Source organism: Streptomyces sp. NPDC029138, from assembly GCF_055564375.1.
Genome location: NZ_JBVHWM010000020.1, coordinates 44,697 through 65,468, shown reverse-complemented (window position 1 = coordinate 65,468; position 20,772 = coordinate 44,697). Strand labels below are relative to the sequence as shown.

Below are 20,772 nucleotides of genomic sequence, written 5' to 3'. Positions count from 1 at the left end.
CGGCGAACCCGCAGGTCAGAAAGGGCCCGGCGCTTCGGAGCCGGGCCCTGATGGTGGTGTGTGTGACCTGAATCACGGGCGGAATTTGGTCTGGTTGGCGTGAATAATCTATGCGCGTCGCAAAAGGGACGCCGTAAGATCCTGGGGTTGCTGCGTCAATATGGGGGTAAGGATGCCGCACTACAGCACAGCCATACCTGGGGGGAACGAGAGGACAGCGGGGAGAATCCCCGCGCTGACCATCCTTTCGCCCGCTTCAGCCATCAACGCCTTCATCGAGGAACAGGCGTGTTCGGCCACTGTTGAGATCGCGTCGGCCCAGCCGGGCTGGACACGGACGCCCGACGCGCTGGACCAGGCCCTGGCCAAGACGGAGTCGTGCCTGGCCAGCGGGGTGCGCGTGCGCACCATTTACCAGCACGCCGCCCGGTTCAACGAGCCGATGAAGGAATACGTGCGGCGGGCCACCGAACTCGGCGGCGAGTTCCGCACCGTGGCCGATTCGCACTTCGACCGGATGGTGATCATCGACCGGCGGGTCGCGGTCATCTCCACCGCGAGGGACCACGGCAGCGCCAGCGCCATTTCCGACCCGGGGGTCGTCGGCTTCCTCGTCGACCTCTACGAACGGGCCTGGTCGCACGGCAAGCCGTTCAACCTGACGGGACCCCGGGCCGCCTCCGCGGAGGTCGTGCCCGAGATCCGGACGCGCATCAAGGAACTGCTGATGGCCGGCCACAGCGGTGCGTACATCGCCCGGCGCGTCGGACTGCGCAAGCGCGCCTACGACAACCACGTGGCCGCCATCAAGGTCGAGCTGGGCGCCTCCAACCTGGTCCAGCTCGGGGTGCTCCTCGCCGTGGAGCAGCAGGGCGACCGGAGCCGGCCGGATCAGGCCGCGGTCGGCTGAGCCACCGGGAGGGCCGATCCGCCTCGCGGGTCCCCGTCCAGCAGGGCCGCCGCCGCGTCCCGGCTCGCGGCGAGAGCCGTCTTGGCCGCGCCGCCGCTGCCGCCCGCGAAGGTGTAGAGGGCGGAGCCCGGCACCACCTGCCGCAGGGCCGCGCCGGGCTGTTCGTAGTAGCAGTCCAGCGCCGGCACGGTCCGGAAGCCGAGGGCAACGGTCCCCGGCAGCCGCGTCTCCACCGCCTTGCGCAGCTCGTCGGTGACGCCGTCGCGGACCTCGGCGGCCGACGGGGCCACGTCCCACAGGCGGGTGGGGACGCCGATCATGCCGCCGCCGTCCGCCGGACGCCCGTACAGGCCGGAGGTCTCGTCCATGAACACGCCGAGCCCGGCCGGCCAGCCGCTGCACCACGTGTACTGGATCTGCTTGGTCCGGTACCCGGCCGCGTCCAGCCCGCTGCGCTCCAGCAGCGCCGGCGTCCACGGCCCGGTCGCCAGGACCACCGCGTCGTAGCCCATGGGCGGCCCGCCGTCCGCGGGCCGGACCGCGGGAGCGGGGTCCACCGATCCGGCCGCACGCGGCAGCACCCGGACCCGGTCGGCGGGCAGGTGGGTCAGTACGGCGTCCCGCAGCCGGTCGGGGAAGAGATAGCCGGCGTGCTCCTCGACGATGCCCCAGGCGCCGTCGGGCAGATCGCGGAAGGAGAACCTCCGGGCCAGCTCCGGCGCCTCCGCGCACGCGGCGTGACCCGGCAGCAGATCCTCGACCACGGCGAGCGCAGCGGCGGTGTCCGTTCCGGCCGCTCCGGTACCGGCCGCCTGCACCACGACCGAGCCCGTCTCCCGGTACCCGGCCCAGTCCCGCAGGGTCGGGCTGGACCGCAGCTCGGCCAGGCTGCGCGCGGCCAGCAGACTGTCCACGGCCGTGCCCGCGTAGGCCCGGACCATGCCCCCGGAGCGGGTGGTGGCGTCCTCCTCGCGTTCCTGGTGGTCGCCGGCCCACAGCTCGACCCGGCGCCGCTCCCGGCCCGGCCCGGTGGCCAGCCGCCAGGCCAGCAGGGTGCCGAGCAGGCCGCCGCCGACCACCGCGACGCGCATCTACCCCGTCCCTTCGGCCGGTGCGGTCCGGGAGAACTCCATGACCCAGTTCAGCTCCCAGGTGAGGCCGCCGTCGGCGGAGAACGCCTGCTCCCAGCGCGCCGCGTCCGGACCGCCCGGAGTCCAGGTGAAGCGGACCCGCACCGGTGTGCCGCGGTGTTCGTCATCGCCCTCGAACACGCCGGTGCCGTCGGTGAAGCGGCCTTCCACGGGCGGGAAGAGCCGGCCTTCGCTGGTGGCCCAGTGCAGGGACCAGATGTCCCGCTGGGCGTCGTGGAGCCGCAACGTCAGCCCGTACATGCTCTCGTCGGGATAGTGGATCTCCTCGACGTTGGCCTCGCCGCCGAACAGCGGGCGGATCACGGCCTGGGAGGAGAACTCCTCCCAGTCGTCGGCGCCGGCCAGCCGGGTCTTCAGGCGGCGGTTGGCGACCGTCCAGCTGCCGTGCAGGAAGTGGAAGTCGTCAGCGGCCATCGCGGGCCGCCCTCACCAGCTCGACGAGGTCACCCGCGGTGCGCTGGGAGTGCAGGGCGCGCAGGTCGATCTCGACGCCGAACTCGCCCTCCAGGGCGACCAGCGCCTCCAGGGTGGTCAGGCTGTCCCAGTTGTACGAGCCCAGCAGCGGCTGTGCCGCCAGCGTGGCCGGCGTGGTGCCGAGGATGCCGCTGAGGATGTCCACGACCTTGGCGGCCGTCTCGTCCGTCAGGTCCGGGGTGGTGGTCATGCGGTGTTCTCCTGAGTGTCGAGGGAGGGGGTGGGGGAGGTCAGGGCGATCCAGGCGGGGGCGACCGGGGGGCGGCCGGCGAGGTCGACGGCGAAGTCCCGTACGCCGTCCGCGTCCTCGGAGACGAGCGTCAGGCCGGCCCGCTCCCAGACGTCGGCCGCGACCGCGTTCTTCGCCGTCGGCACGAACCGGGCGGTGACCCGGTCGGCACCGGCCTGCGCCGCCCGCTCGAACAGCCAGTCGGCGACGGCCAGTTCCACGCCACGGCCCAGGACGCGGCAGCTGAGCACCAGGTTCAGCACCCGCCACTCGCGCTCCCCGCGCTCCACCCAGGCCGCGCCGACGACGCCCTCGTCACCGAACCGGTCGGACACCGAGAACGAGGCGACCAGGTGATCGGCGGAATCGCGCATCGCGGCCGTCGCGCTGTCGTCGAACCGCACGTCGGTGAGGTTGAACTGGTTGGTACGGGCGGCCAGCTGGGCGATGCGGCTGGTGGTGAACGGGGTGGCCGGGGCCGCGGTCACGGTGATGCCGAGCGCCGTGAGGTAGTCCTCGGATGAGCTGAACGACCCCGAGTACTCGCTGCGCAGGGCCCGCGAGCGGTACAGGTCGGGCCGCTGGTGGTCGGTCGCGGTCAGCTCCGGTACGTCGAACCAGCCCTGCCGCAGGAGCCGTTCCACCAGATGGGCCGGATCGCCGTCGGCGGAGACCACCGCCACCTGGGGCAGCTCGGCCGCGACGTGCTCGCGCTCGTAGGGGGAGTCGTCCATGAAGACGAACGAGTCGATGCCGAGGCCCAGGGAGCCCGCGGCCCGGCTCAGGTTCTCCGCCTTGGCGTCCCAATTGGCGGCGAGCACCGAGAAGGTGTCCGGGCGCAGCGCCGCCTCCGGGTGCCCGGTCAGCATCTCCTCGACCAGGGAGGCGTCGTTCTTGCTGGCCAGGACCAGCACCACGCCCTGCTTGCGCAGGCCGGCGGCCACCCGCTGGAGGGCCGCGTAGGCCTTGCCCGGGTAGAGCCCGCCCAGCTGCACACCGTGGGCGCCCAGCTCGCCGAGGACCCCGCCCCACAGGGTGTTGTCCGCGTCCAGCGCCAGCACCTTCCGGGACAGCCCGGCCCGGGCCTGGAGCACCCGGCGGGTCTCCTGGGCGAGCAGCAGCAGCGCGTGGTCGGTGTACGGCATGTCGGCGAAGGAGTGCAGCCGCCGGTCCCGGGCGGGCACCGCGTCCAGGGCCAGCAGCCCCGCCAGGTCCAGGGTGACCAGCTGCGGCTCCTCGGCGGCGAGCCCCAGCAGGTCGGCGTTGAGCCGGTGCCACGCCTGCGCCAGGACCGCCCGGTCGCGGACCGCGATGAAGGAGTCCCGTACCGCCCGGGACAGCGGCACGGTGTTCAGGACCAGGGCGGCGGGGGTGTGCCCGGCCGCGGCGCCGAGCAGGCCGCGCAGCTCGGCGAGCCTGTTCTCGACGTGGGCGACGACCTCCTTGACGGGCATGCCCTGGGGCGTGGCCGGCAGGAAGAACTCCTCCGAGAGCACGCACAGCACCGCGTCGGGCTGGTGCTCCTCCTGGAAGGTGCCGAGGGCCAGCTCCATCTCGAACCGGCCGTACTCGCCGGTCCGGACGCGCGGGCCGAGCCCGGCGGCGACCAGGGTGGCCCGGAGCAGGTCGGGCAGGGCGCCGAGGGTGGCGCTGCCCAGCACGGAGAGCCGGACCGGGCGCAGGCCGGGGGCCTCGGGGTCCAGGGACTTCAGGGCGGCGCCGATCCGGCGCAGCGGGGCCGGGTCCTCGACGGCGGCGAGGGCCAGCCGGGCACCGGGTTCCGGCGCCCGCCCCTCGGCCACCGCGGTGCCGATGGCTTCGGTCAGGTGGGTGATGTCCATGGTGGTGTCCTCGCCGCCCGTCAGATCCGGACGAGGGTGCAGTACCAGCGCATGCCGATGGCGATGCCGCACAGGGCCACCATGTCGCCCTTGCGCAGTTCGCCCCGCTCCAGGTGCTCGCCGAGCGAGACCAGCTGGTCGGCGGCGCCCATGTGGCCATGGACGGCGGCGAGTTCGACGTTGGTGCGCTCCACCGGGATCTCCAGCGCGTCGGCGATCTCCTGCATGGAGGACCGGCCGTCGTTGATGTAGATCACCCGGGCCAGGTCGGCGCGCTCCACCCCGGCCCGCCGGCAGGCGTCCTCGACGACCTGGACGACGCGCTGCTCCAGGTCGTGCACGAAGGCCATGAGCCGCTTGGGGTCACGGTCGAAGTGCTCCTGCACGCGCAGCAGTCCGCTCGGCGCGGTCAGGCTGTTCCAGCTCAGCGGCGGCAGCGGGGCGACGCTTCCGCCGTATTCGCTGCGGAAGAAATCACACAGATCGGGGTCGGTGATCTGGGAGGTGGACAGCCACTGGTTGTCCTCGTGGTCGCGCTTGAGAATCACGGCCACGGCGGCGTCGCTGTGCACCGAATTGTTGACCGTCATGCGGTTCCGGTGAAATTCGCTGGTGCGGTTCACCGCGACGAAGAGTACGTTGTCCAGCTCCGGCTGAATGGCCAGCTGGCCGGCGATCAGTCCGAGGCCCGTGACACCCGAGGCGCAGCCCTCGTTCAGCAGCAGCGTCTGCACCAGCGGGGTGCCCAGCTCCCGGGCCAGGGCGGCGGAGGAGTCCCAGTGGGGGTACTCCGGATGGTCGGAGGTGGCGTACACGACCAGGCCCAGCTCGGCCGCGGTCATGCCGGCCCGCTTGAGGGCCTCCTCGCCGGCCTGCGTGGCGAGTTGGAGGGCGTGCACGTCCTCCGGCGCGCGATGGAAGGTGGTGTAGCCCCACCCGATGATGCGCTCCGGGTCCGGCACGTAGTCGGCCGCCACCTCGGCGACCTCCTGTGTCTCACCGAACGCGTAGCCGAATTCGACTATTCCGAAATTCATAGGGCTCTCCTGCTCAAGCCGATTAAGGCCGCATGGCGTCGCCTGAAGTCTGTTCAGTGCGCGGGCGCGGTGCAACGTCCCTGATGGTGCAAGTTGTTGTGCTGCACTTTTGTGCAGGATCACCGGACCGGCCGGGGAAAAGTTGCAGCTTGGGGAGCTGCCGTCCGGAACCTAATCTGCGCAGAGCCCGCAAGTGCACCGGGCGCCACCGTCTTTCTGCTCACGCCGTGATTCCCCCGTCGAATCCCGGTGCTACGAGAGGTCACATTCATGGATCGCGTGTCCCTGACCAAGGAGTATCTGGCCGAGGTGGCCGTAAGCGGCGCCACGGCGGCCGAACTCGTCGGCTCCCAGCCCGAGTCGAAGCTGCTCAACACGATCTACCAGGGCCGTTTTCTCTCCCGTCCGGTGTTCCTCGGGCACGAGGAGCAGGCCCGTATCGCCGCGGACCTGGAGCACCTGCGGACCGCCCTGGTCAGCCTTCCCGACCGGCTCTTCGGCGGCGATCTGGCCGCCTTCGCCTCCGCGGTGGGGATGACCGACCTCCAGGTCTCCGCCATCCTCCGCAGCCGGGGCACGTCCGTCACCCGGCAGGCCCGCGCCGACATGTACGCCGACGCGACCGGGCTGCGCCTGCTGGAGTTCAACATGGGCAGCACCCTCGGCGGGATGGACAACGCCGACATGTGCCGGGCCCTGCTGGAGCACCCGGTGCTGTCCGGGTACGCCGAGCGCCGCGGTCTGACGTACGTGGACACCATGCGGGAGCAGGTCAACAACATGTTCGTGGAGACCGGCTTCGCGCCGGGCTCGCGGCCGGTGGTCGCCCTCACCGACTGGCCCAGCAGCTTCGAGAGCCTGGCGCCGTACATGGAGCAGTTCTGCGAGCGCTGGCAGGCCCTCGGCCTGGACGCCCACCCGTGCCACATCGGTCAGCTGGAGATCCGCGACGGCGCGGTCTGGCTCGGTGAGCGCAAGGTCGACATCATCTCGCGGATGTTCCTCATCGAGGACCTGCTGGAGTCCGACGAGGCGGCGGCCCTGATGGAGCCGGTGCTGGACGCGGCCCACCGCGGCGAGGTCAAGATCTTCACGCCGATGGACTCGGAGCTGTTCGCCAGCAAGGGCGCCCTGGCGATGCTCTCCGACGAGGCCAACCGCCATCTGTTCGACGCGGCGGAGCTGGAGAGCCTGGACCGGATCCTGCCGTGGACCCGGATGGTCCGGGCCGGCGAGGTCACGCTGGAGGACGGCAGCCGCGTCGACCTCCTGGAGTACGCGCTGGCCCACCAGGACGATCTCGCGCTGAAGCCGACGCTGCTCCACGGCGGCCACGGCGTGGTGCTCGGCTGGCAGGACGACGTCACCCCGGAGATCTGGCGCGAGCGGCTGACCGCCGCCCTCGACGGCCCGTACGTCATCCAGCGCCGGGTCGTCCCGGACCCGGAGCTGTTCCCCGACGCCGACGGCGTGCTGCGCGAGTGGACCGTGGCGTGGGGCGTGTTCACCGTCGTCAACGGCTACGGCGGGGCGCTCGCCCGGGCCACCACGGTGGAGTCCGGCGAAGGCGTCGTCAACGTCACCAACGGTGCCTACGCGGGCGCCGTGATGCACGAGGCCGCGCCGTCCGCCGCGGCGGGCGAGCGGTGAACTCGGCCCCTCACCATCTGGCGGCCGGCGGAGTCGACAGTGTGCTCGGACCGGTGCTGGCCGCGCTCGCCCTGATCCTGGTCGCCGCCTTCCTGTGCGGCCGGCTCGCCGAACGGTGGCGCCAGCCCGCCGTCATGGGGGAGATCGTCGCCGGTATCGCGCTCGGGCCCAGCCTGCTCGGGCTGTTTCCCGGTGACCCGGTGGAGGTGCTGTTCCCGGTGGCCGCCCGTCCGTACCTCCAGGTACTGGCCCAGGTCGGCCTGGTGCTCTTCATGTTCGGGGTGGGCCACCACTTCGACATGGGGCGGCTGCGCGGGGCCGGCCGCCAGGTGACCGCCGTGTCCCTGGGGTCGGTGGCCCTGCCGTTCGCCCTCGGGGCGGGAGTGGCCGCCGGGCTGTACGCCTGGCACACCCCGGTGACCGAGGACGGCAGCAGCCCCGGCGCGCTGGGCTTCTCCCTCTTCCTCGGCACCGCCATGTCCATCACCGCCTTCCCGGTGCTGGCGCGGATCATCGCCGACCGGGGGCTGCACCGGGAACGGCTGGGCAGCATGTCGCTGGCCTGTGCCGCCGTGCAGGACCTCATCGCCTGGTGCGGGCTGGCCGCGCTGATCGTCGTGGTGAGCGCCGGTGAGGTGTGGTCCCTGCTGCGGATGGCGGGCTGGGCGGCGCTGCTGATCGCGGCCCTGGTGTACGGGGTCCGGCCCGCGCTGCGCCGGCTGCTGGCACCGGGCGGCCGGTTCGCCGACGCCGGGCTGGGGCAGGTCCTCCTGGTGGCCGGGGCCCTGGTCACCGCCTGGGCCACGCACGAGATCGGCCTGCACGCGGTGTTCGGTGCCTTCGCCTTCGGGGCGGTGGTGCCCAAGGAGGAGATCGCCCGCTCGATGCCGGACGTCCCGGTGCGGATCGAGCAGAGCAGCAGGCTGCTGCTGCCGGTGTTCTTCACCGTGACCGGGCTGTCCGTGGACCTCGGGGGACTGGGGCTCAGCGGTCTTGCGGTGGTCGCGGTGGTCACGCTGGCCGCCATCGCCGGCAAGTTCGGCGGCACGCTCGGAGCGGCCCGGCTCACCGGGGTGCCCCGCCGGGAGGCCCGGGCGCTGGGCATCCTGATGAACGCCCGCGGGCTGACCGAGTTGGTCATCCTCGGCGTGGGCCTGGAACTGGGCCTGCTGGACACGAGGTTGTTCACCGCCATGGTCGTCATGGCGGTGGTCACCACCTTCATGACCGGGCCGCTCCTGGAGCGCTTCTACCCGATGGCCGGTACGGCGGAGGCGCCGCTCGCCGAGCCGGTGGCGTCCGCCGGGGGCTCCACCGAACCGGCCGTGAAGACCAGGTAGCAGTAGTCGTCGAGCATCTTGGCCAGTGGCCTGCCCGGGGTCCCGAAGGCGGCGGCGAGCGCGCTCTCGGCGTCCGCGTCCGCCGGGGCCCCGGCCGGTCCGGCGGCCTCGGCCAGCACGGCCCGCCCCCAGTCCCGTCCGAGTCGTTGGTGCGCGGCGAAGGCGGACCCGTCCCGGGTCCGGTGCAGGGCCGCGGCGATGGCGGCGTCCCAGGGCATGACCGCGTACGGACGCAGGGCGTGCAGCAGTTTGGAGGCGGCGGTCGGACCCAGCGGCCGGGGCCTGCGGCCGAACGAGGCCGGGCCGGCGCTCAGGGCCGCGAAGGCCGTGCCGACGGCGGTGATCCGCTCGTCGTCCAGGCCGGCCAGCCGCTCCCCGGGAGCGGGCAGCAGCTCGCCGTACTCCTCCCACCAGCCGGCGACCGAGGTGTCGAAGAGGTCGGGTTCCCCGGTCCTCGGGTAGCGGATGCGGCAGCCGGCGGCATTGAGCCAGCGCAGCAGCGCGGTGCGGTGTCCGGGCAGGGAGGGGTCCACGCCGGGGGCCGTGGCGGTCAGGAACGCCGCCCAGGAGTCCTCGGCCGCGGTGTAGCGACCGAAGGCCGCGACCGCGGTGCGCAGCAGGGCGAGCGAGGGCCCGGCCGCGGAGGAGGAGTGGTTCACGTGAAGTCACCTCGCGAGAAGCGGAACTGATGGAGAGCCGGCCGGTCGACGGACCGGCCGGCCGAGTGGGAGAGGGAGTACATGGAATCCATGGAGGGCCGCGACCCCTGGATGCTGGAGATCCGGTTCTTCCGGCTCAAGCCCGGCACCGGGCCGGAGTTCTACCGGGTGGCGGACGAGGGGACGGTACCGCTGATGCGGAAGTGGGGCATCCACGTCCTCGGACACTGGCTCTCGTCGACCGACGAGGACAGCTTCTTCCTGGTCCGGGCGTTCAGGGACGCGGAGGACCGGCGGGCCGTGTCGGAGGCGTTCTACGCCAGCGAGGAATGGCTCGCCTTCGAGGACACCGTCATGGGAATGGTGGAGGACTACCACGCCGTGACCACGTCGATCAGCGCGGAGAAACTCGCCGAACTGGGCCGGGTGACCGGCGCCGCGGCCGGGGCCTGAGCCTCCCCCGCCGCGAGGCGGCGGGGGCGGTCCGCCGCCGTCCGCTCAGGGACAGGGCGTCTCGGCGGGCGCGAACACCACCAGCACCCGGAGTTCCTCGGTGACGGAGTGGAAGCGGTGTTCCGCCTCTCCGGGCACGTAGCAGACCGAGCCGGGCGCCACGGCGTGATCCGTGGCGCCCACGCGGAGGTGGGCCCGGCCGGCCAGCACCACGTACAGCTCGTCCTCGTGGTGCGGCAGCTGGGGATCGGTGCCGTCGGCCGGCAGCACGTACAGGCCGGCGCTGAGCGCGGGCACCCGCAGGAATTCCAGATAGCGCATCGCCATCCGGTCCTGCTCGGCCGACAGCGTGTCCGTCTCGAAGAAGCGGGGAACTGATGCAAGCGATTCCATTCCGCCGATTCTTCACAGCCCCTCGGAATCCGGCAAGCTTTCCGGGAAATGTTGCAGGGTGGCCGCGTGGGCCGCTGCCACGCTCTTCGGCACGCACATGCGCCACGCGTCGACGACCAGTTCGGACATCTCCGGGACGTCCAGTGCGTCCAGCCGTGCGACGACCCAGTTGAACCGCATGTCGGACTCGCTGGGGAACCGGAATTTGTCCGGCTCCGCCGCCACCAGGGCGGCACGTTCCTCGCGCGGAAACGCGAAGCCCATCAGGGTCTCGTCGCGGGACAGCGCCACATAGACGATCCGTCCGACGCGGAACTTGATCCGGTCCCGGACCAGCGCTTCTTCCGTGCGTGGCAGCGCGGTGGCGACCCGCCGGACATCCTCCGTGGTCGGTTTCACCGTGTAAACCCTCCGATTGTCCGATTCGCCCGAGTATGCGGGCAATGGTTCGTACATGGAACGTGCGAGAAAGTGCGTCGCGAAATTATGCACGTCCCGCTTCGTTGACCGTGCCGGGCGATCCCGGAAATCTTATTCCCAGAAAGGCCCGGTCCCGTCCGTCGACGGGATCTCCGCCCCATCGCACGACAGGAATCCAAAAATGTACACCAGTTTCCGCAAGTTCCTGCTGCTTCTCGTCGGCACCGTCGCCGCACTCGCACTGACCAACGCGACCGCGTCCGCCACGGAATCCGAAATCCGGCCGGCCGTCGTCGCGGATGTCACACAGACGCCCGACGACTTCCACTGGGACTGATACCGGAATATTCGGCAGGGGGAAACCGAGAGATTCTGAAGGCCCTACATGACACGCCTCACGCACCGGGAAGCGCAGGAGCGCGCCTGTGCCCTCACGCTCCGGTCCTACGACGTGGAACTGGACCTGACCACGGGTGACACCGTCTTCCGGTCCACCACCGTCGTCACGTTCTCCGCGACCGCACCCGGCGGCTCCACGTTCCTGGAACTGCGGCCGGCCGCCCTGCACTCGGTGGTCCTCAACGGCCGCCCGCTGGACCCGGCCGACCTCGCCGACGGCCGGATCGCGCTGACCGGACTGAGTGCCGAGAACACCGTCACCGTCGTCGCCGACATGGCGTACTCCCGGGACGGCCAGGGCGTCCACCGCACCGTCGACCCGGTCGACGGGGAGACCTACGTATGGGCCCACTGCGCCGTCGACGCCGCGCCCCGGGTGTTCGCCTGCTTCGACCAGCCCGACCTCAAGGCCCCCCTCACCCTCCGGGTCACCGTGCCCGCGCACTGGCGGGTGCTGGGCACCGGGCAGGCGGAACGGCTGGACGAGCGCCGCTGGCGGTTCCCGGCCACCCCGCCCCAGCCCACGTACCTGATGACCGTCGCGGCCGGGCCGTACGTCTCCCACCTCGGCGAGCACGACGGCATCCCGCTCGGGGTGCACGCCCGCGCCTCCCTGGCCGGCGCCCTCGAACGGGAGCACCCGGAGATCCTTCAGATCACCGCGCAGTGCCTCGACGAGTACCACCGGCTGTTCGGGGTCCGCTACCCGTACACCCGCTACGACCAGGTGTTCGTCCCGGAGTTCGGCAACCTGGCCATGGAGAACCCCGGCTGCGTGCTCATCCGGGACCAGTTCGTCTTCGAGTCGGAGCCCACCGGCGCCGACCGCGAGGACCGGGCCGTGGTCATCGCGCACGAGATGGCCCACATGTGGTTCGGCAACCTCGTCACCATGCGCTGGTGGAACGACCTGTGGCTGAACGAGTCGTTCGCCGACCACATGGGCCACCGGGTCGCCTCCGACGCCACCCGCTTCACCGGCGCCCGCATGTCGTTCGCGGTCGGCCGCAAGGGCCAGGGCTACGCCGCCGACCAGCGGCCCACCACCCACCCGGTGGCCGGCACGGCCGCCGACATCGACGAGGCCGAGCTGGCCTTCGACCGGATCTCCTACTTCAAGGGCTCCGCCGTGCTGCGGCAGCTCGCCGCCCGCCTCGGCGACGACGTGCTCTTCGCCGGCCTGCGCCGCTACTTCGAGCGGCACGCCTGGTCCAACGCCACCACCGAGGACTTCCTCGCCGCGCTCGGCGAGGCCGCCGGAGCCGGGCTCACCGAGTGGGCCGGCCAGTGGCTGGCCACCGCGGACGTCAACACCCTGACCCCGGTGGTGCGCACGGAGAACGGCCGGATCTCCTCCGCCGAGATCATCCAGAGCGCCCCCGCCGCCCACCCGGTCCTGCGCGATCACACCCTCGACATCGGCCTGTACGGGCCGGACGGCCGTACCGTCGTACGCGCCGAGGTGCGCGGCGCCCGCACCGAGCTGCCCGCCCTGACCGGCCTGCCCGCGCCGGAACTGCTGCTGGTCAACGACGGCGACCTGGCCTACGCCAAGGTCCGTTACGACGCCTCGGCCACCCCCGCCCTCGCCGCCCGGCTGCCCGGCCTCAGCCCGCTCAACCGGGCCATGGTCTGGGGGTCCCTGCTGCTCTCCGTCCAGGACGGCAGCTACCCGGCCGCCGACTACCTGGCCCTGGCCGTCGCGGCACTCGGCACCGAGCGCGAACTCCCCATCCTCACCGAGGTGCTGCGCCAGGCCCGGACCGAGATCGCCGACCGCTACCTCGCCCCGGAGGACCGGGACCAGGCCCTCGCCGCCCTGTCCGGCGCGCTCGAGGGGCTCCTGGCCGACCCGGCCACCGCCCCGGACCTCCGCCTGCCCGCCCTGCGCTCCCTGGTCGACTGCGCCACGGACCCCGCGCTGCTGCGCGGCTGGCTCGCCCCGGGGGCCGTGCTCCCCGCGGGCGTCCCCCTGGACACCGACCTCGGCTGGCGCGTGCGGTACCGGCTGGCCGTGCTCGGCGGGCTGGACGCCGACGAGCTGGCCGCCGCAGCGGAGGCCGCCCCCGGCGGTCAGTCCGCCGCCTGGGCGGCCAAGTGCCGGGCCGCGCTGCCCGACCCGGTGGCGAAGAAGGCGGCCTGGGAGGCCGTCACCGGTGACCGGACGCTGTCCCACCACACCGTCTGGTCGCTGGCCGAAGGCTTCTGGCAGCCCGAACAGGCCGCCCTGACGGCCGAGTACACCGACCGGTTCTTCACCGACCTGCCGGCCGCGCTGGAGGGCCGCGAGGGACTGACGGTGCTCCTCGTGCGCCACCTCTACCCCCGCTACGCCGCAGGCCCCGAAACCCTGCGCGCGGCCGGCCGCGCACTGGCCCGCGCCGACCTCGGCCCGCTGCTGCGCCGCAACCTCACCGACCTGACCGACGACCTGCGCCGCGTCACCGCGGCACGCGGACTGGAGACCCGATGACCACAGACGGCCCCACCCCCACCGACGGTCTCATCCTGGTCGTCGGCAGCGGGGTGCAGCGCTACCGCGAGTACCTGCTGTCCTCCGCCGGCAAGCACCCGGTCTGGCTGCTGGACGCCGCCGAACCCGTCTGGCAGCTGCCCCACGTCACCGGCCACACCGTGGTCCCCCAGCTCCACCCGGAGCGGATGACCCCCGACGTCCCCGCGCTCGTCGAGGCCGCCCGTCAGGTGGCCGCCGCGCACCCGGTGGCCGGCGTGATGTCGTACGACGAGACCCTGGTGGTGGCCACCGCCCACATCGCGGAGGCCCTCGGGCTGCCCGGCTTCACCGTCGAGGGCGCCCTCAACTGCCGCGACAAGTCCCGCACCCGGGCCCTGCTCACCGAAGCCGGCCTGGTACAGCCCGGGTTCGCGTACGTCACCGACCTCGCGGCGGCCCGCGAGGCCGCCGCCGGGTTCGGCTACCCGGTCGTGGTCAAGCCGCGCGGCATGGGCGCCAGCATCGGAGTGGTCCGTGTCGAGGACGAGACCGCCCTCGACTCCGCCTTCACCACAGCCGAGGCGGCCGGCCGGGCCGGCAACCCCGACTTCGAGGGCGGCGTCCTCGTCGAGGAGATGCTCACCGGCCCCGAGATCAGCGTCGACGGCGCCGTCCTGAACGGCGTGTACCGGCCGATGTTCGTCGCGCACAAGTCCGTCGGCCTGGCGCCCTACTTCGAGGAGACCGGCCACACCGTCTCCGCCGACGACCCGCTGCTCACCGACCCGGTCCTCCTCGACACGCTGGAACGCGCCCACCGTGCCCTCGGCGTCTCCACCGGCATGACCCACACCGAGGTCAAGTTCACCTCCCGGGGGCCGGCGATCGTCGAGGTCAACGGCCGGCTGGGCGGTGACCTGATCCCGTACGTGGGCCGCCTGGCCACCGGCGTCGACCCGGCCGAAGCGGCGGTGGAAACCGCCCGCGGGCGGGCCGCCGACCTCGCCCCGGCCAGGATCGCCACGGTCGGCATCCGCTTCTGCTACCCGCCCGAGGACGGCACCGTCGCCGCGGTCACCCTGCCCGCCCCGGGCAGCACGCCCGGCCTGCTGGAAGCCGAGCAGATCACCCCGGACGGCGCGGCCCTGCGACTGCCGCCCGGAGGCTACGCCAACCTGAGCCGCTACGCCCTGCTGGTGGGCGAGGGACCCGATCCCGCGTCCTGTGCCGCCGTCCTGGACGCCGCGGAGGCCGCGTCGTCGGTCCGGCTGGCCTGAGACCGGCCGGGGCGCACCCCCCACGGCGCCCCGGCCGCCCGAACGGGCCACGCGGCCCCGCAGCCCCATTCGCAACCCGCATCGAATCAGGAGATCCGAGTGACCGCGTTCGACATCGACACCCTTCTGGTCGGCGCAGGCCCCGCCAACCTCGCCCTCGCCATCGCGCTGGAGGAACTCGCTCCCGCCGACGTGGCGGCCGGCACGCTGATCCTGGAGCAGGCCGACGACGTCGTGTGGCAGCGCGGCATGCTGCTGCCCTGGGCCCAGAGCCAGGTGTCCTTCCTGAAGGACCTGGTGACCCTGCGGAACCCCCGCAGCCGCTTCACCTTCGTCAACTACCTGCACTCCATCGGCAGGCTGGACGACTTCATCAACCTGGGCAGCGCAGTCCCCTTCCGCCAGGAGATCTCCGGCTACTTCGCCTGGGTCGCCGAGTCCCTCGTCCACACCAAGATCGAGTTCGGGCGTGGGGTCCGCCGGACGGAGGCGCTGCGCGACCCCGCAGGCGCGGTCACCGGCTGGCGGGTCCACCTGACCGACGGCACCACGCTGACCTGCCGCGACCTGGTGATCGGCGTGGGCCGGGAGGCGCACGTCCCCGAGGTCTTCCAGGGCCTGCCGGCCGACCGGGCCATCCACAGCACCCGCTTCACCGAGGGCTTCGCCGCCCTCGACCAGCGGCGCACACGCCGGTTCGCCGTCATCGGCGCCGCCCAGAGCGCCGCCGAGATGCTGTGGACCGCCCACCAGAGCTTCCCGCACGCCGAGTGCACCATGATCATGCGGTCCATCGGGCTGAACTCCTACGAGAGCAGCAAGTTCACCAACGAGATCTTCTACCCGTCCTTCATCGACGAGTTCCACGCGACCTCCCCCGGCTCGCGCGAACAGCTGCTGCGCGAGATGCACCGCACCAACTACGCCGGCCTCGCCCCGGCCATGCTGGACACCCTCTACAAGCAGACCTACCTGGAGAAGCTCAACGGCGAGGAGCGGCTCCGCATGGTCACCATGACCGACGTCACCGCGGCCGACCTGGACGGCGACGACGTGGTCCTCACGCTGTCGGACCGCCGCACCGGCGAGGTCAGCGAGCACCGCTGCGACACCGTGCTGCTCGGCACCGGGTTCGAGCGCGGCATGCCCTGGCTGATCCGGGACCTCAGCGCGTCCGCCGGGATCGCCGACCCCGCGGGGATCACCGTCGACCGCAACTACCGGCTCCGGCTGCCCGAGGGCAGCACCGCCACCTGCCACTTGCAGGGCGTCAACGAGGCCACCCACGGCATCGCCGACTCGCTGCTGAGCGTGCTGGCCGCCCGGGCCGGCGACATCGTCACCGACCTGCTCGCCGTCCGCGCCGGTGGTGCCGACCGGGGCGTCATGACGACTCCCGCGGCCCACGCCGCCTGACCGCCCCGCCACCCAGGAGAACACCCTGTCATGACCATGGAAATCCGCGCGCTCGACCGCGCCGGGCTCAAGCCCGACAACGGCCTCGCCGCCCAGCGGCTGATGCCCTGGCCGCTGCTGAACGCCCCCTTCGAGGGCTCGTGGTGCCTGGTGCGACCCGGCGCCGAGTCCGGCGCCCACGCCCACCACGAGTACGAGATCTGGATCGCGGTCACCGGCTCCGCCGAACTGTTCGTGGACGGCGAGTACCACCCCTTCGCCAAGGGCGACATCGTCCACTTCGTCCCCGGTCAGCGCCACCAGGTGGTCAACCGCGGCGACGAGGACTTCGAGATGTACGCCGTCTGGTGGGACGCCGACCTCGCGAGCGGCTTCGCGCAGCGGCACGCCCGCACCGAGGCCGGCGGCCAGGAGCCGGCCGCCGCCACGGACGGAGCCGTCCGATGACCGACGCCCGTCCCGCGATCCTCATCCCCGCCACCCCCACGCCCAACGGGGACCTGCACGTCGGCCACCTGGCCGGGCCGTACCTGTCCGCGGACATCTACGCCCGCCGCCAGCGCGCGCTCGGCCGCCGGGTCATCCTCACCACCTGCACCGACGACAGCCAGAGCTACGTCGTGGCCAGCGCCCGCCGCAAGGGCGTCACCCCCGAGGAGCTGGTGGCCGGCGCCACCTCCGCCATCGAGAAGTCCCTGCACGCGATGGGCATCTCGATGGACGGCCTGCCGCCGATCGACGACACCTACCGGGCCACCGTCCTGGACTTCGTCCGCCGGCTCCACGCGGACGGCCGGCTCCGGCTGCGCACCGTCCGCCTGCCCTACGCCGAGACGACCGGCACGTTCCTCTACGACGGCCTGGTCGGCGGCGAGTGCCCGGTCTGCCTGGTGCCCAGCAGCGCCGGCGCCTGCGAGGGCTGCGGCCACCCCAACAACTTCACCGAGCTGCTCCGCCCGTACAACGTCCTCGACCCGAAGGAGCCGGTCAGCCACCGGGAGTGCACCATCTGGGTCCTCCCGGCCGAGGAGTACCGCGACCGGATCGAGGAGCACTTCGCCCGGGTGAGCCCGCTGTGGCGGCCCCACGCCGCCCAGCTGGTCCGCGAGATCCTGGCCCGGCCGCTGCCCGACATCCCGGTCACCGTGCCCGGCGAGTGGGGCATCGAGGCGCCGTTCGAGGAGACCCCGGGGCAGATCCTCTACCCGTGGATCGAGGCCATGCCCGCCTCGATCTACGCGACCTGGTGGGCGGCCGGACGGCAGGGCGACACCCGTGGCGAGACCGACACCCACTGGCGTGCGGACCAGGACGCCGAGCTGGTGTACTTCCACGGCTTCGACAACGTCTACCACTGGGGCCTGATGGACCTGGTCATGCTGCTGGCCCACGGGGACCGCTACATCACCCCGGCCGCCAACGTGTGCAACGAGTTCTACGAGCTGGATCACGCCAAGTTCTCCACCTCGCGCCAGCACCTCATCAACAGCACCGAGCTGCTGCGGGACGCCCCGCGTGACGTGGCCCGCTTCTTCCTCGCGCTGACCGCTCCCGAGCACCACCGGACCAACTTCGACCGGGAGAACTTCCGCGCCCTGGTCGACGAGCGCCTGACCACCCCGTGGAACGACCTGGCCGCCGCCCTGGACCGGCTGGCGGCCGGCGCGAGAGGCGACACCGGGCTGCCGGTCGGCCCGGAGGGCCGCCGCCGCGCCACGGCCATCGCCGACCGCTTCGCGCTCGCCTACACCCTGGGCACCTTCAGCCCGGCCCAGGCCGCCGACACCGTCGTCCAGCAGACCGCCCGGCTGCGCGGTGCCGCCGAGGCGGCCCTGGCCGACCCGGCCGGCCCGCAGGACCTGGGCGATCTGTTCGCGCAGGTGGCGGCGGTGCTCACCGGTGCCGCCCCGATCCTCGTGGACACCGCCGAACAGGCCGTCGCGGCCGGCCTGGACCTGGACCCGGCCGCCCCGCCGGCCGAGCGGATCACCCCGTTCGCCCTGCCCCGCCTGGGCTGACCCCGGTCGCCTCCTCCCACCCGGAATGAGAACCCGTAGATGACCACCTTGCTCGCCGACACCCCACCGCAGGCGGTGGGTCCCGTCGCACGGAGGACTGAGCGGCTGCTGCTGCCCGCGGTCTTCATCACCAACCTCGGCAACAACATCCAGCTGATCGCGTCCTCGCTGCTGATCTACAAGGACTCGGGCACCACCCTGTCCGTCGGCTGGGTCTACGTCCTGGTGGCGCTGCCCCAGGTGCTGCTGTCCGTGCTGTTCGGCCGCTGGGCCGACAAGTTCGACCGCCGCACGCTGTGCGTCACCACCGACGTGCTCAGCGCGCTGACCGCGGCCTTCCTGCCGCTCTGGCTGGTCCTGGGCGGAACCGGCAGCGGCGCCGCCTACGCGGTCAACCTGATGCTGGCCGTGCTGTCGGCCCTGTTCATGCCGGCGAGCATGGCGCTGATGAAGGAACGCGTGCCCGCCGAGCGGCTCGGCGGCTTCAACGCCAACTACGAGTTCGCCTACCAGGGCGGCACCATGCTGTCCGGCGTGGTCGGCGGGTTCGCCGTCCAGTACTTCGGCGCCACCCCGCTCTTCTTCTTCAACGCCACAACCTTCGCGGCCTCCGCCGTCCTGCTGTTCTCGCTGGGCCGCCGCCCCGTCATCGAGCCCGCCCCCGCGACCGCGGAGCCGGACACCGAGGCGGGCGAGGAGAAGGAGGCGGCCGCACCGGCCGCCGAGGCCGCCCCGCGCGGGCCGGTGGCCCGGCTGGGCGCGCTGTTCAGCATCGGCAGCGTCATCGTCACCGTGGCCAACACCCTGCTGCTGGTTGTCGTCGTGGACCGGTTCCACCAGGGCGCCGCCACCCTGGGCGTCGCCGACGCCCTCGCCTGCACCGGCATCCTCATCGGCATCGCCGTCTACAAGAGGGTCCAGGAGAAGGTGGACCCCCGGCTGCTGATGCTGGTCGGGTACGGCATCTGCGCCGGGCTCGCCTTCGTCCAGCCGCTGGCCCTGTGGACCCTGCTTCCCGGCGTCTTCCTGGCCGGCCTCACGTTCGTCTTCGGCCGGCTGCCCGCCCGTACCGAACTGATGCGCAACGTGCCCGACAACCGGGCGGGCCGCGTGTTCGGCGCCGCCAACGGCGCGGGCCTGGCGGTGAGCCTCGTGCTGACCCTGGTCGTCGCCTACGTCTGCGACCACTACGGAGTCGTCCGGGGCTACGCGACCCTCGCCGCCTTCGGCACCCTCGCGACCGTCGTGGTCGTCGGCTCGCTCTACGCCCGCCCCCACTCCCTCCGGTCGTCCGACGCAGCAAAGGCAGCCACATCGTGAAGCTCCTGACCATCGAGACCCGGCAGTACCTCAGCTACTACCACTCCCGCTACCAGCAGGTCGAGGACCACGGCGTCGAGCTGTACGTCCTCAACGGCGAGGGCACCGAGGACTTCTGGCCGGCCGAGCGGTACCGGCTGGTCGGCTCCAAGCACATCGACGCGATGATCGAGCAGGCCCGCGCCTGGCACGCCGAGGAGCGGTTCGACGGGGTCATCACCTTCTCGGAGTCGGCCGTCATCGCCGTCGCCGCGGTGGCCGAGGCGCTGGGGCTGCCGTCCATCGGAGTCGAGGCCGCCGTCAACTGCCGCAACAAGTACCTGATGCGGCAGGCGCACGCCCGGCACGGCGTTCCGCACCCGGGCTTCCGCCTCGCCGACAGCCTCGACGCGGCCCGGGAGGCCGCCGCGGAGTTCGGCTATCCGGTCATCCTCAAGCCCACCATGGGCGCCGGCAGCAACTTCGTCTTCCGGATCGACGACGACGCGGAACTCGAACTCCGCTACGCCCAGGCCGCCGAGGGCATACGGGAGATGTTCTGGGCGGTCTCCGAGGCGGACGGCCTGGACCTGGGCCCGCAGGGACTGCTCGTGGAATCCTTCCTGGACGGCCGGGAGTTCCTCGTGGAGGCCGTCGCCTGGGACGACGAGGTGTACCTCGGGTCGGTCGTGGACCGCATCACCAGCGAGGGGGAGACCTTCGACGACGACGTCCACCACGCCCCCACCTCGCTCGGCGCCGAGGACCTCGCCGCGCTCCACGAGGTGGTCCGGGCGGCCGCCCACGCCCAGGGGCTGCGCCGCAGCGTGATGCACGCAGAGGTCCGCTTCCACCAGGGCGAGCCGTACATCCTGGAGATCGCCGCCCGGGTCGGCGGCGGCGGGCTCGACGCCATCGCGCGGCTCACCGCCGGGCACGACCCGATCCGCGCGGTGGCCGACATCGGCGCCGGGGTCGTGCCGCGGGTCCGGCACTACACGCCCACCGGCACCCACATCACCGCCATGTGCCTGATCAGCGAGGCCGGCACGGTACGCCACGTCGAGGTGCCGGCCGACGTCCGCCAGGACGACCGGGTCTTCCTGCTCAAGATCACCGCGCGGCCGGGGGACGTCATCAAGCGTCCGCCGCACGGCAACACCATCCTCGGGTTCCTCGGCACCACCGGCGACTCGCTGGAGTCCGCCCACTCCGCGATGACCGACCTCGCCAAGAAGATCACCGTCTCCTTCGAGGACTGACGCGCCACCGCGCACCAGGGCTCCGCAGGAGCCACCACCGCGGGGCGGTCGCGACCCGGCCGCCCCGCACCCCACATCCGTCAGACGCC

Annotated in this window: 20 protein-coding genes; 12 read left to right on the top strand and 8 right to left on the bottom strand. The window is 72.3% G+C overall.

Annotated elements, in window-relative coordinates:
* The first annotated feature begins 172 nt into the window (after positions 1-172).
* Positions 173-910, top strand: coding sequence for a LuxR family transcriptional regulator (locus ACZ4WH_RS18410; RefSeq protein ID WP_468181585.1), 738 nt, complete (start codon positions 173-175; stop codon positions 908-910).
* On the opposite strand, the gene ACZ4WH_RS18405 is transcribed toward ACZ4WH_RS18410, so the two are convergent.
* From ACZ4WH_RS18405 to ACZ4WH_RS18385, 5 genes are read right to left on the bottom strand one after another with little or no spacing between them, the layout of a single operon-like run.
* Entirely contained in the window at positions 892-2,001 is a 1,110-nt protein-coding gene (locus ACZ4WH_RS18405; RefSeq protein WP_468181583.1) for an FAD-dependent oxidoreductase, read from the bottom strand. The genes ACZ4WH_RS18410 and ACZ4WH_RS18405 overlap by 19 nt on opposite strands.
* The gene (locus ACZ4WH_RS18400; RefSeq protein WP_468181581.1) at positions 2,002-2,475 is read right to left on the bottom strand and encodes a hypothetical protein; all 474 of its coding nucleotides are present in this window, start codon (positions 2,473-2,475) and stop codon (positions 2,002-2,004) included. It abuts the gene before it with no gap.
* Entirely contained in the window at positions 2,465-2,725 is a 261-nt protein-coding gene (locus ACZ4WH_RS18395; RefSeq protein WP_468181579.1) for an acyl carrier protein, read from the bottom strand. Before ACZ4WH_RS18395 ends, ACZ4WH_RS18400 begins: the two co-directional genes overlap by 11 nt.
* A complete protein-coding gene (locus ACZ4WH_RS18390; RefSeq protein WP_468181578.1) occupies positions 2,722-4,605 on the bottom strand; it encodes an HAD-IIIC family phosphatase in 1,884 nt (627 codons plus the stop codon). The genes ACZ4WH_RS18395 and ACZ4WH_RS18390 overlap by 4 nt, the downstream gene beginning before the upstream one ends.
* Before the next feature lie 20 nt (positions 4,606-4,625).
* Complete coding sequence (locus ACZ4WH_RS18385; RefSeq protein ID WP_468181576.1) at positions 4,626-5,642, bottom strand: 3-oxoacyl-[acyl-carrier-protein] synthase III C-terminal domain-containing protein; 1,017 nt, start codon at positions 5,640-5,642, stop codon at positions 4,626-4,628.
* A gap of 270 nt (positions 5,643-5,912) precedes the next feature.
* Between ACZ4WH_RS18385 and ACZ4WH_RS18380 the strand changes: the two genes are divergently transcribed.
* Together ACZ4WH_RS18380 and ACZ4WH_RS18375 are read left to right on the top strand one after the other, a co-directional pair.
* The gene (locus tag ACZ4WH_RS18380; RefSeq protein WP_468181574.1) at positions 5,913-7,292 is read left to right on the top strand and encodes a hypothetical protein; all 1,380 of its coding nucleotides are present in this window, start codon (positions 5,913-5,915) and stop codon (positions 7,290-7,292) included.
* Positions 7,289-8,632: a cation:proton antiporter gene (locus ACZ4WH_RS18375; protein WP_468181571.1), complete on the top strand. Its 1,344-nt coding sequence runs from the start codon at positions 7,289-7,291 to the stop codon at positions 8,630-8,632. Before ACZ4WH_RS18380 ends, ACZ4WH_RS18375 begins: the two co-directional genes overlap by 4 nt.
* Here ACZ4WH_RS18375 and ACZ4WH_RS18370 read toward each other — a convergent pair.
* Positions 8,542-9,291: a hypothetical protein gene (locus ACZ4WH_RS18370; RefSeq protein WP_468181569.1), complete on the bottom strand. Its 750-nt coding sequence runs from the start codon at positions 9,289-9,291 to the stop codon at positions 8,542-8,544. The two genes, ACZ4WH_RS18375 and ACZ4WH_RS18370, sit on opposite strands and share 91 nt — an antisense overlap.
* An 81-nt stretch (positions 9,292-9,372) precedes the next feature.
* Between ACZ4WH_RS18370 and ACZ4WH_RS18365 the strand changes: the two genes are divergently transcribed.
* Entirely contained in the window at positions 9,373-9,744 is a 372-nt protein-coding gene (locus tag ACZ4WH_RS18365; RefSeq protein ID WP_468181567.1) for an NIPSNAP family protein, read from the top strand.
* A gap of 45 nt (positions 9,745-9,789) precedes the next feature.
* Here the strand turns inward: ACZ4WH_RS18365 and ACZ4WH_RS18360 are convergent, their stop codons facing one another.
* Both ACZ4WH_RS18360 and ACZ4WH_RS18355 read right to left on the bottom strand, forming a co-directional pair.
* Entirely contained in the window at positions 9,790-10,137 is a 348-nt protein-coding gene (locus ACZ4WH_RS18360; RefSeq protein WP_468181565.1) for a cupin domain-containing protein, read from the bottom strand.
* Between the two features lie 12 nt (positions 10,138-10,149).
* Positions 10,150-10,629, bottom strand: a complete 480-nt coding sequence (locus ACZ4WH_RS18355) for an MmcQ/YjbR family DNA-binding protein (protein WP_468181563.1) — start codon at positions 10,627-10,629, stop codon at positions 10,150-10,152.
* Between the two features lie 109 nt (positions 10,630-10,738).
* Here ACZ4WH_RS18355 and ACZ4WH_RS18350 point away from each other — a divergent pair, with 109 nt between their 5' ends.
* The 8 genes from ACZ4WH_RS18350 to ACZ4WH_RS18315 all read left to right on the top strand — a co-directional run bounded on the left by ACZ4WH_RS18350 (position 10,739) and on the right by ACZ4WH_RS18315 (position 20,683).
* Entirely contained in the window at positions 10,739-10,894 is a 156-nt protein-coding gene (locus ACZ4WH_RS18350; RefSeq protein ID WP_468181561.1) for a hypothetical protein, read from the top strand.
* Between the two features lie 48 nt (positions 10,895-10,942).
* Positions 10,943-13,429 (top strand): aminopeptidase N, encoded by a 2,487-nt coding sequence (gene pepN / locus ACZ4WH_RS18345; RefSeq protein WP_468181559.1) that lies wholly within the window; start codon positions 10,943-10,945, stop codon positions 13,427-13,429.
* Entirely contained in the window at positions 13,426-14,688 is a 1,263-nt protein-coding gene (locus ACZ4WH_RS18340) for an ATP-grasp domain-containing protein (RefSeq protein ID WP_468181557.1), read from the top strand. Before pepN ends, ACZ4WH_RS18340 begins: the two co-directional genes overlap by 4 nt.
* 99 nt (positions 14,689-14,787) lie before the next feature.
* Positions 14,788-16,104 carry a SidA/IucD/PvdA family monooxygenase gene (locus tag ACZ4WH_RS18335; RefSeq protein WP_468181555.1) on the top strand — a complete coding sequence of 439 codons (1,317 nt, stop codon included), beginning with the start codon at positions 14,788-14,790 and terminating at the stop codon, positions 16,102-16,104.
* A gap of 30 nt (positions 16,105-16,134) precedes the next feature.
* Positions 16,135-16,551 carry a cupin domain-containing protein gene (locus ACZ4WH_RS18330; RefSeq protein ID WP_468181554.1) on the top strand — a complete coding sequence of 139 codons (417 nt, stop codon included), beginning with the start codon at positions 16,135-16,137 and terminating at the stop codon, positions 16,549-16,551.
* Entirely contained in the window at positions 16,548-18,122 is a 1,575-nt protein-coding gene (locus ACZ4WH_RS18325) for a class I tRNA ligase family protein (RefSeq protein ID WP_468181552.1), read from the top strand. Before ACZ4WH_RS18330 ends, ACZ4WH_RS18325 begins: the two co-directional genes overlap by 4 nt.
* A gap of 39 nt (positions 18,123-18,161) precedes the next feature.
* Positions 18,162-19,442, top strand: a complete 1,281-nt coding sequence (locus ACZ4WH_RS18320) for an MFS transporter (RefSeq protein WP_468181550.1) — start codon at positions 18,162-18,164, stop codon at positions 19,440-19,442.
* Positions 19,439-20,683: an ATP-grasp domain-containing protein gene (locus tag ACZ4WH_RS18315; RefSeq protein WP_468181548.1), complete on the top strand. Its 1,245-nt coding sequence runs from the start codon at positions 19,439-19,441 to the stop codon at positions 20,681-20,683. The genes ACZ4WH_RS18320 and ACZ4WH_RS18315 overlap by 4 nt, the downstream gene beginning before the upstream one ends.
* Positions 20,684-20,772 lie beyond the last annotated feature (89 nt).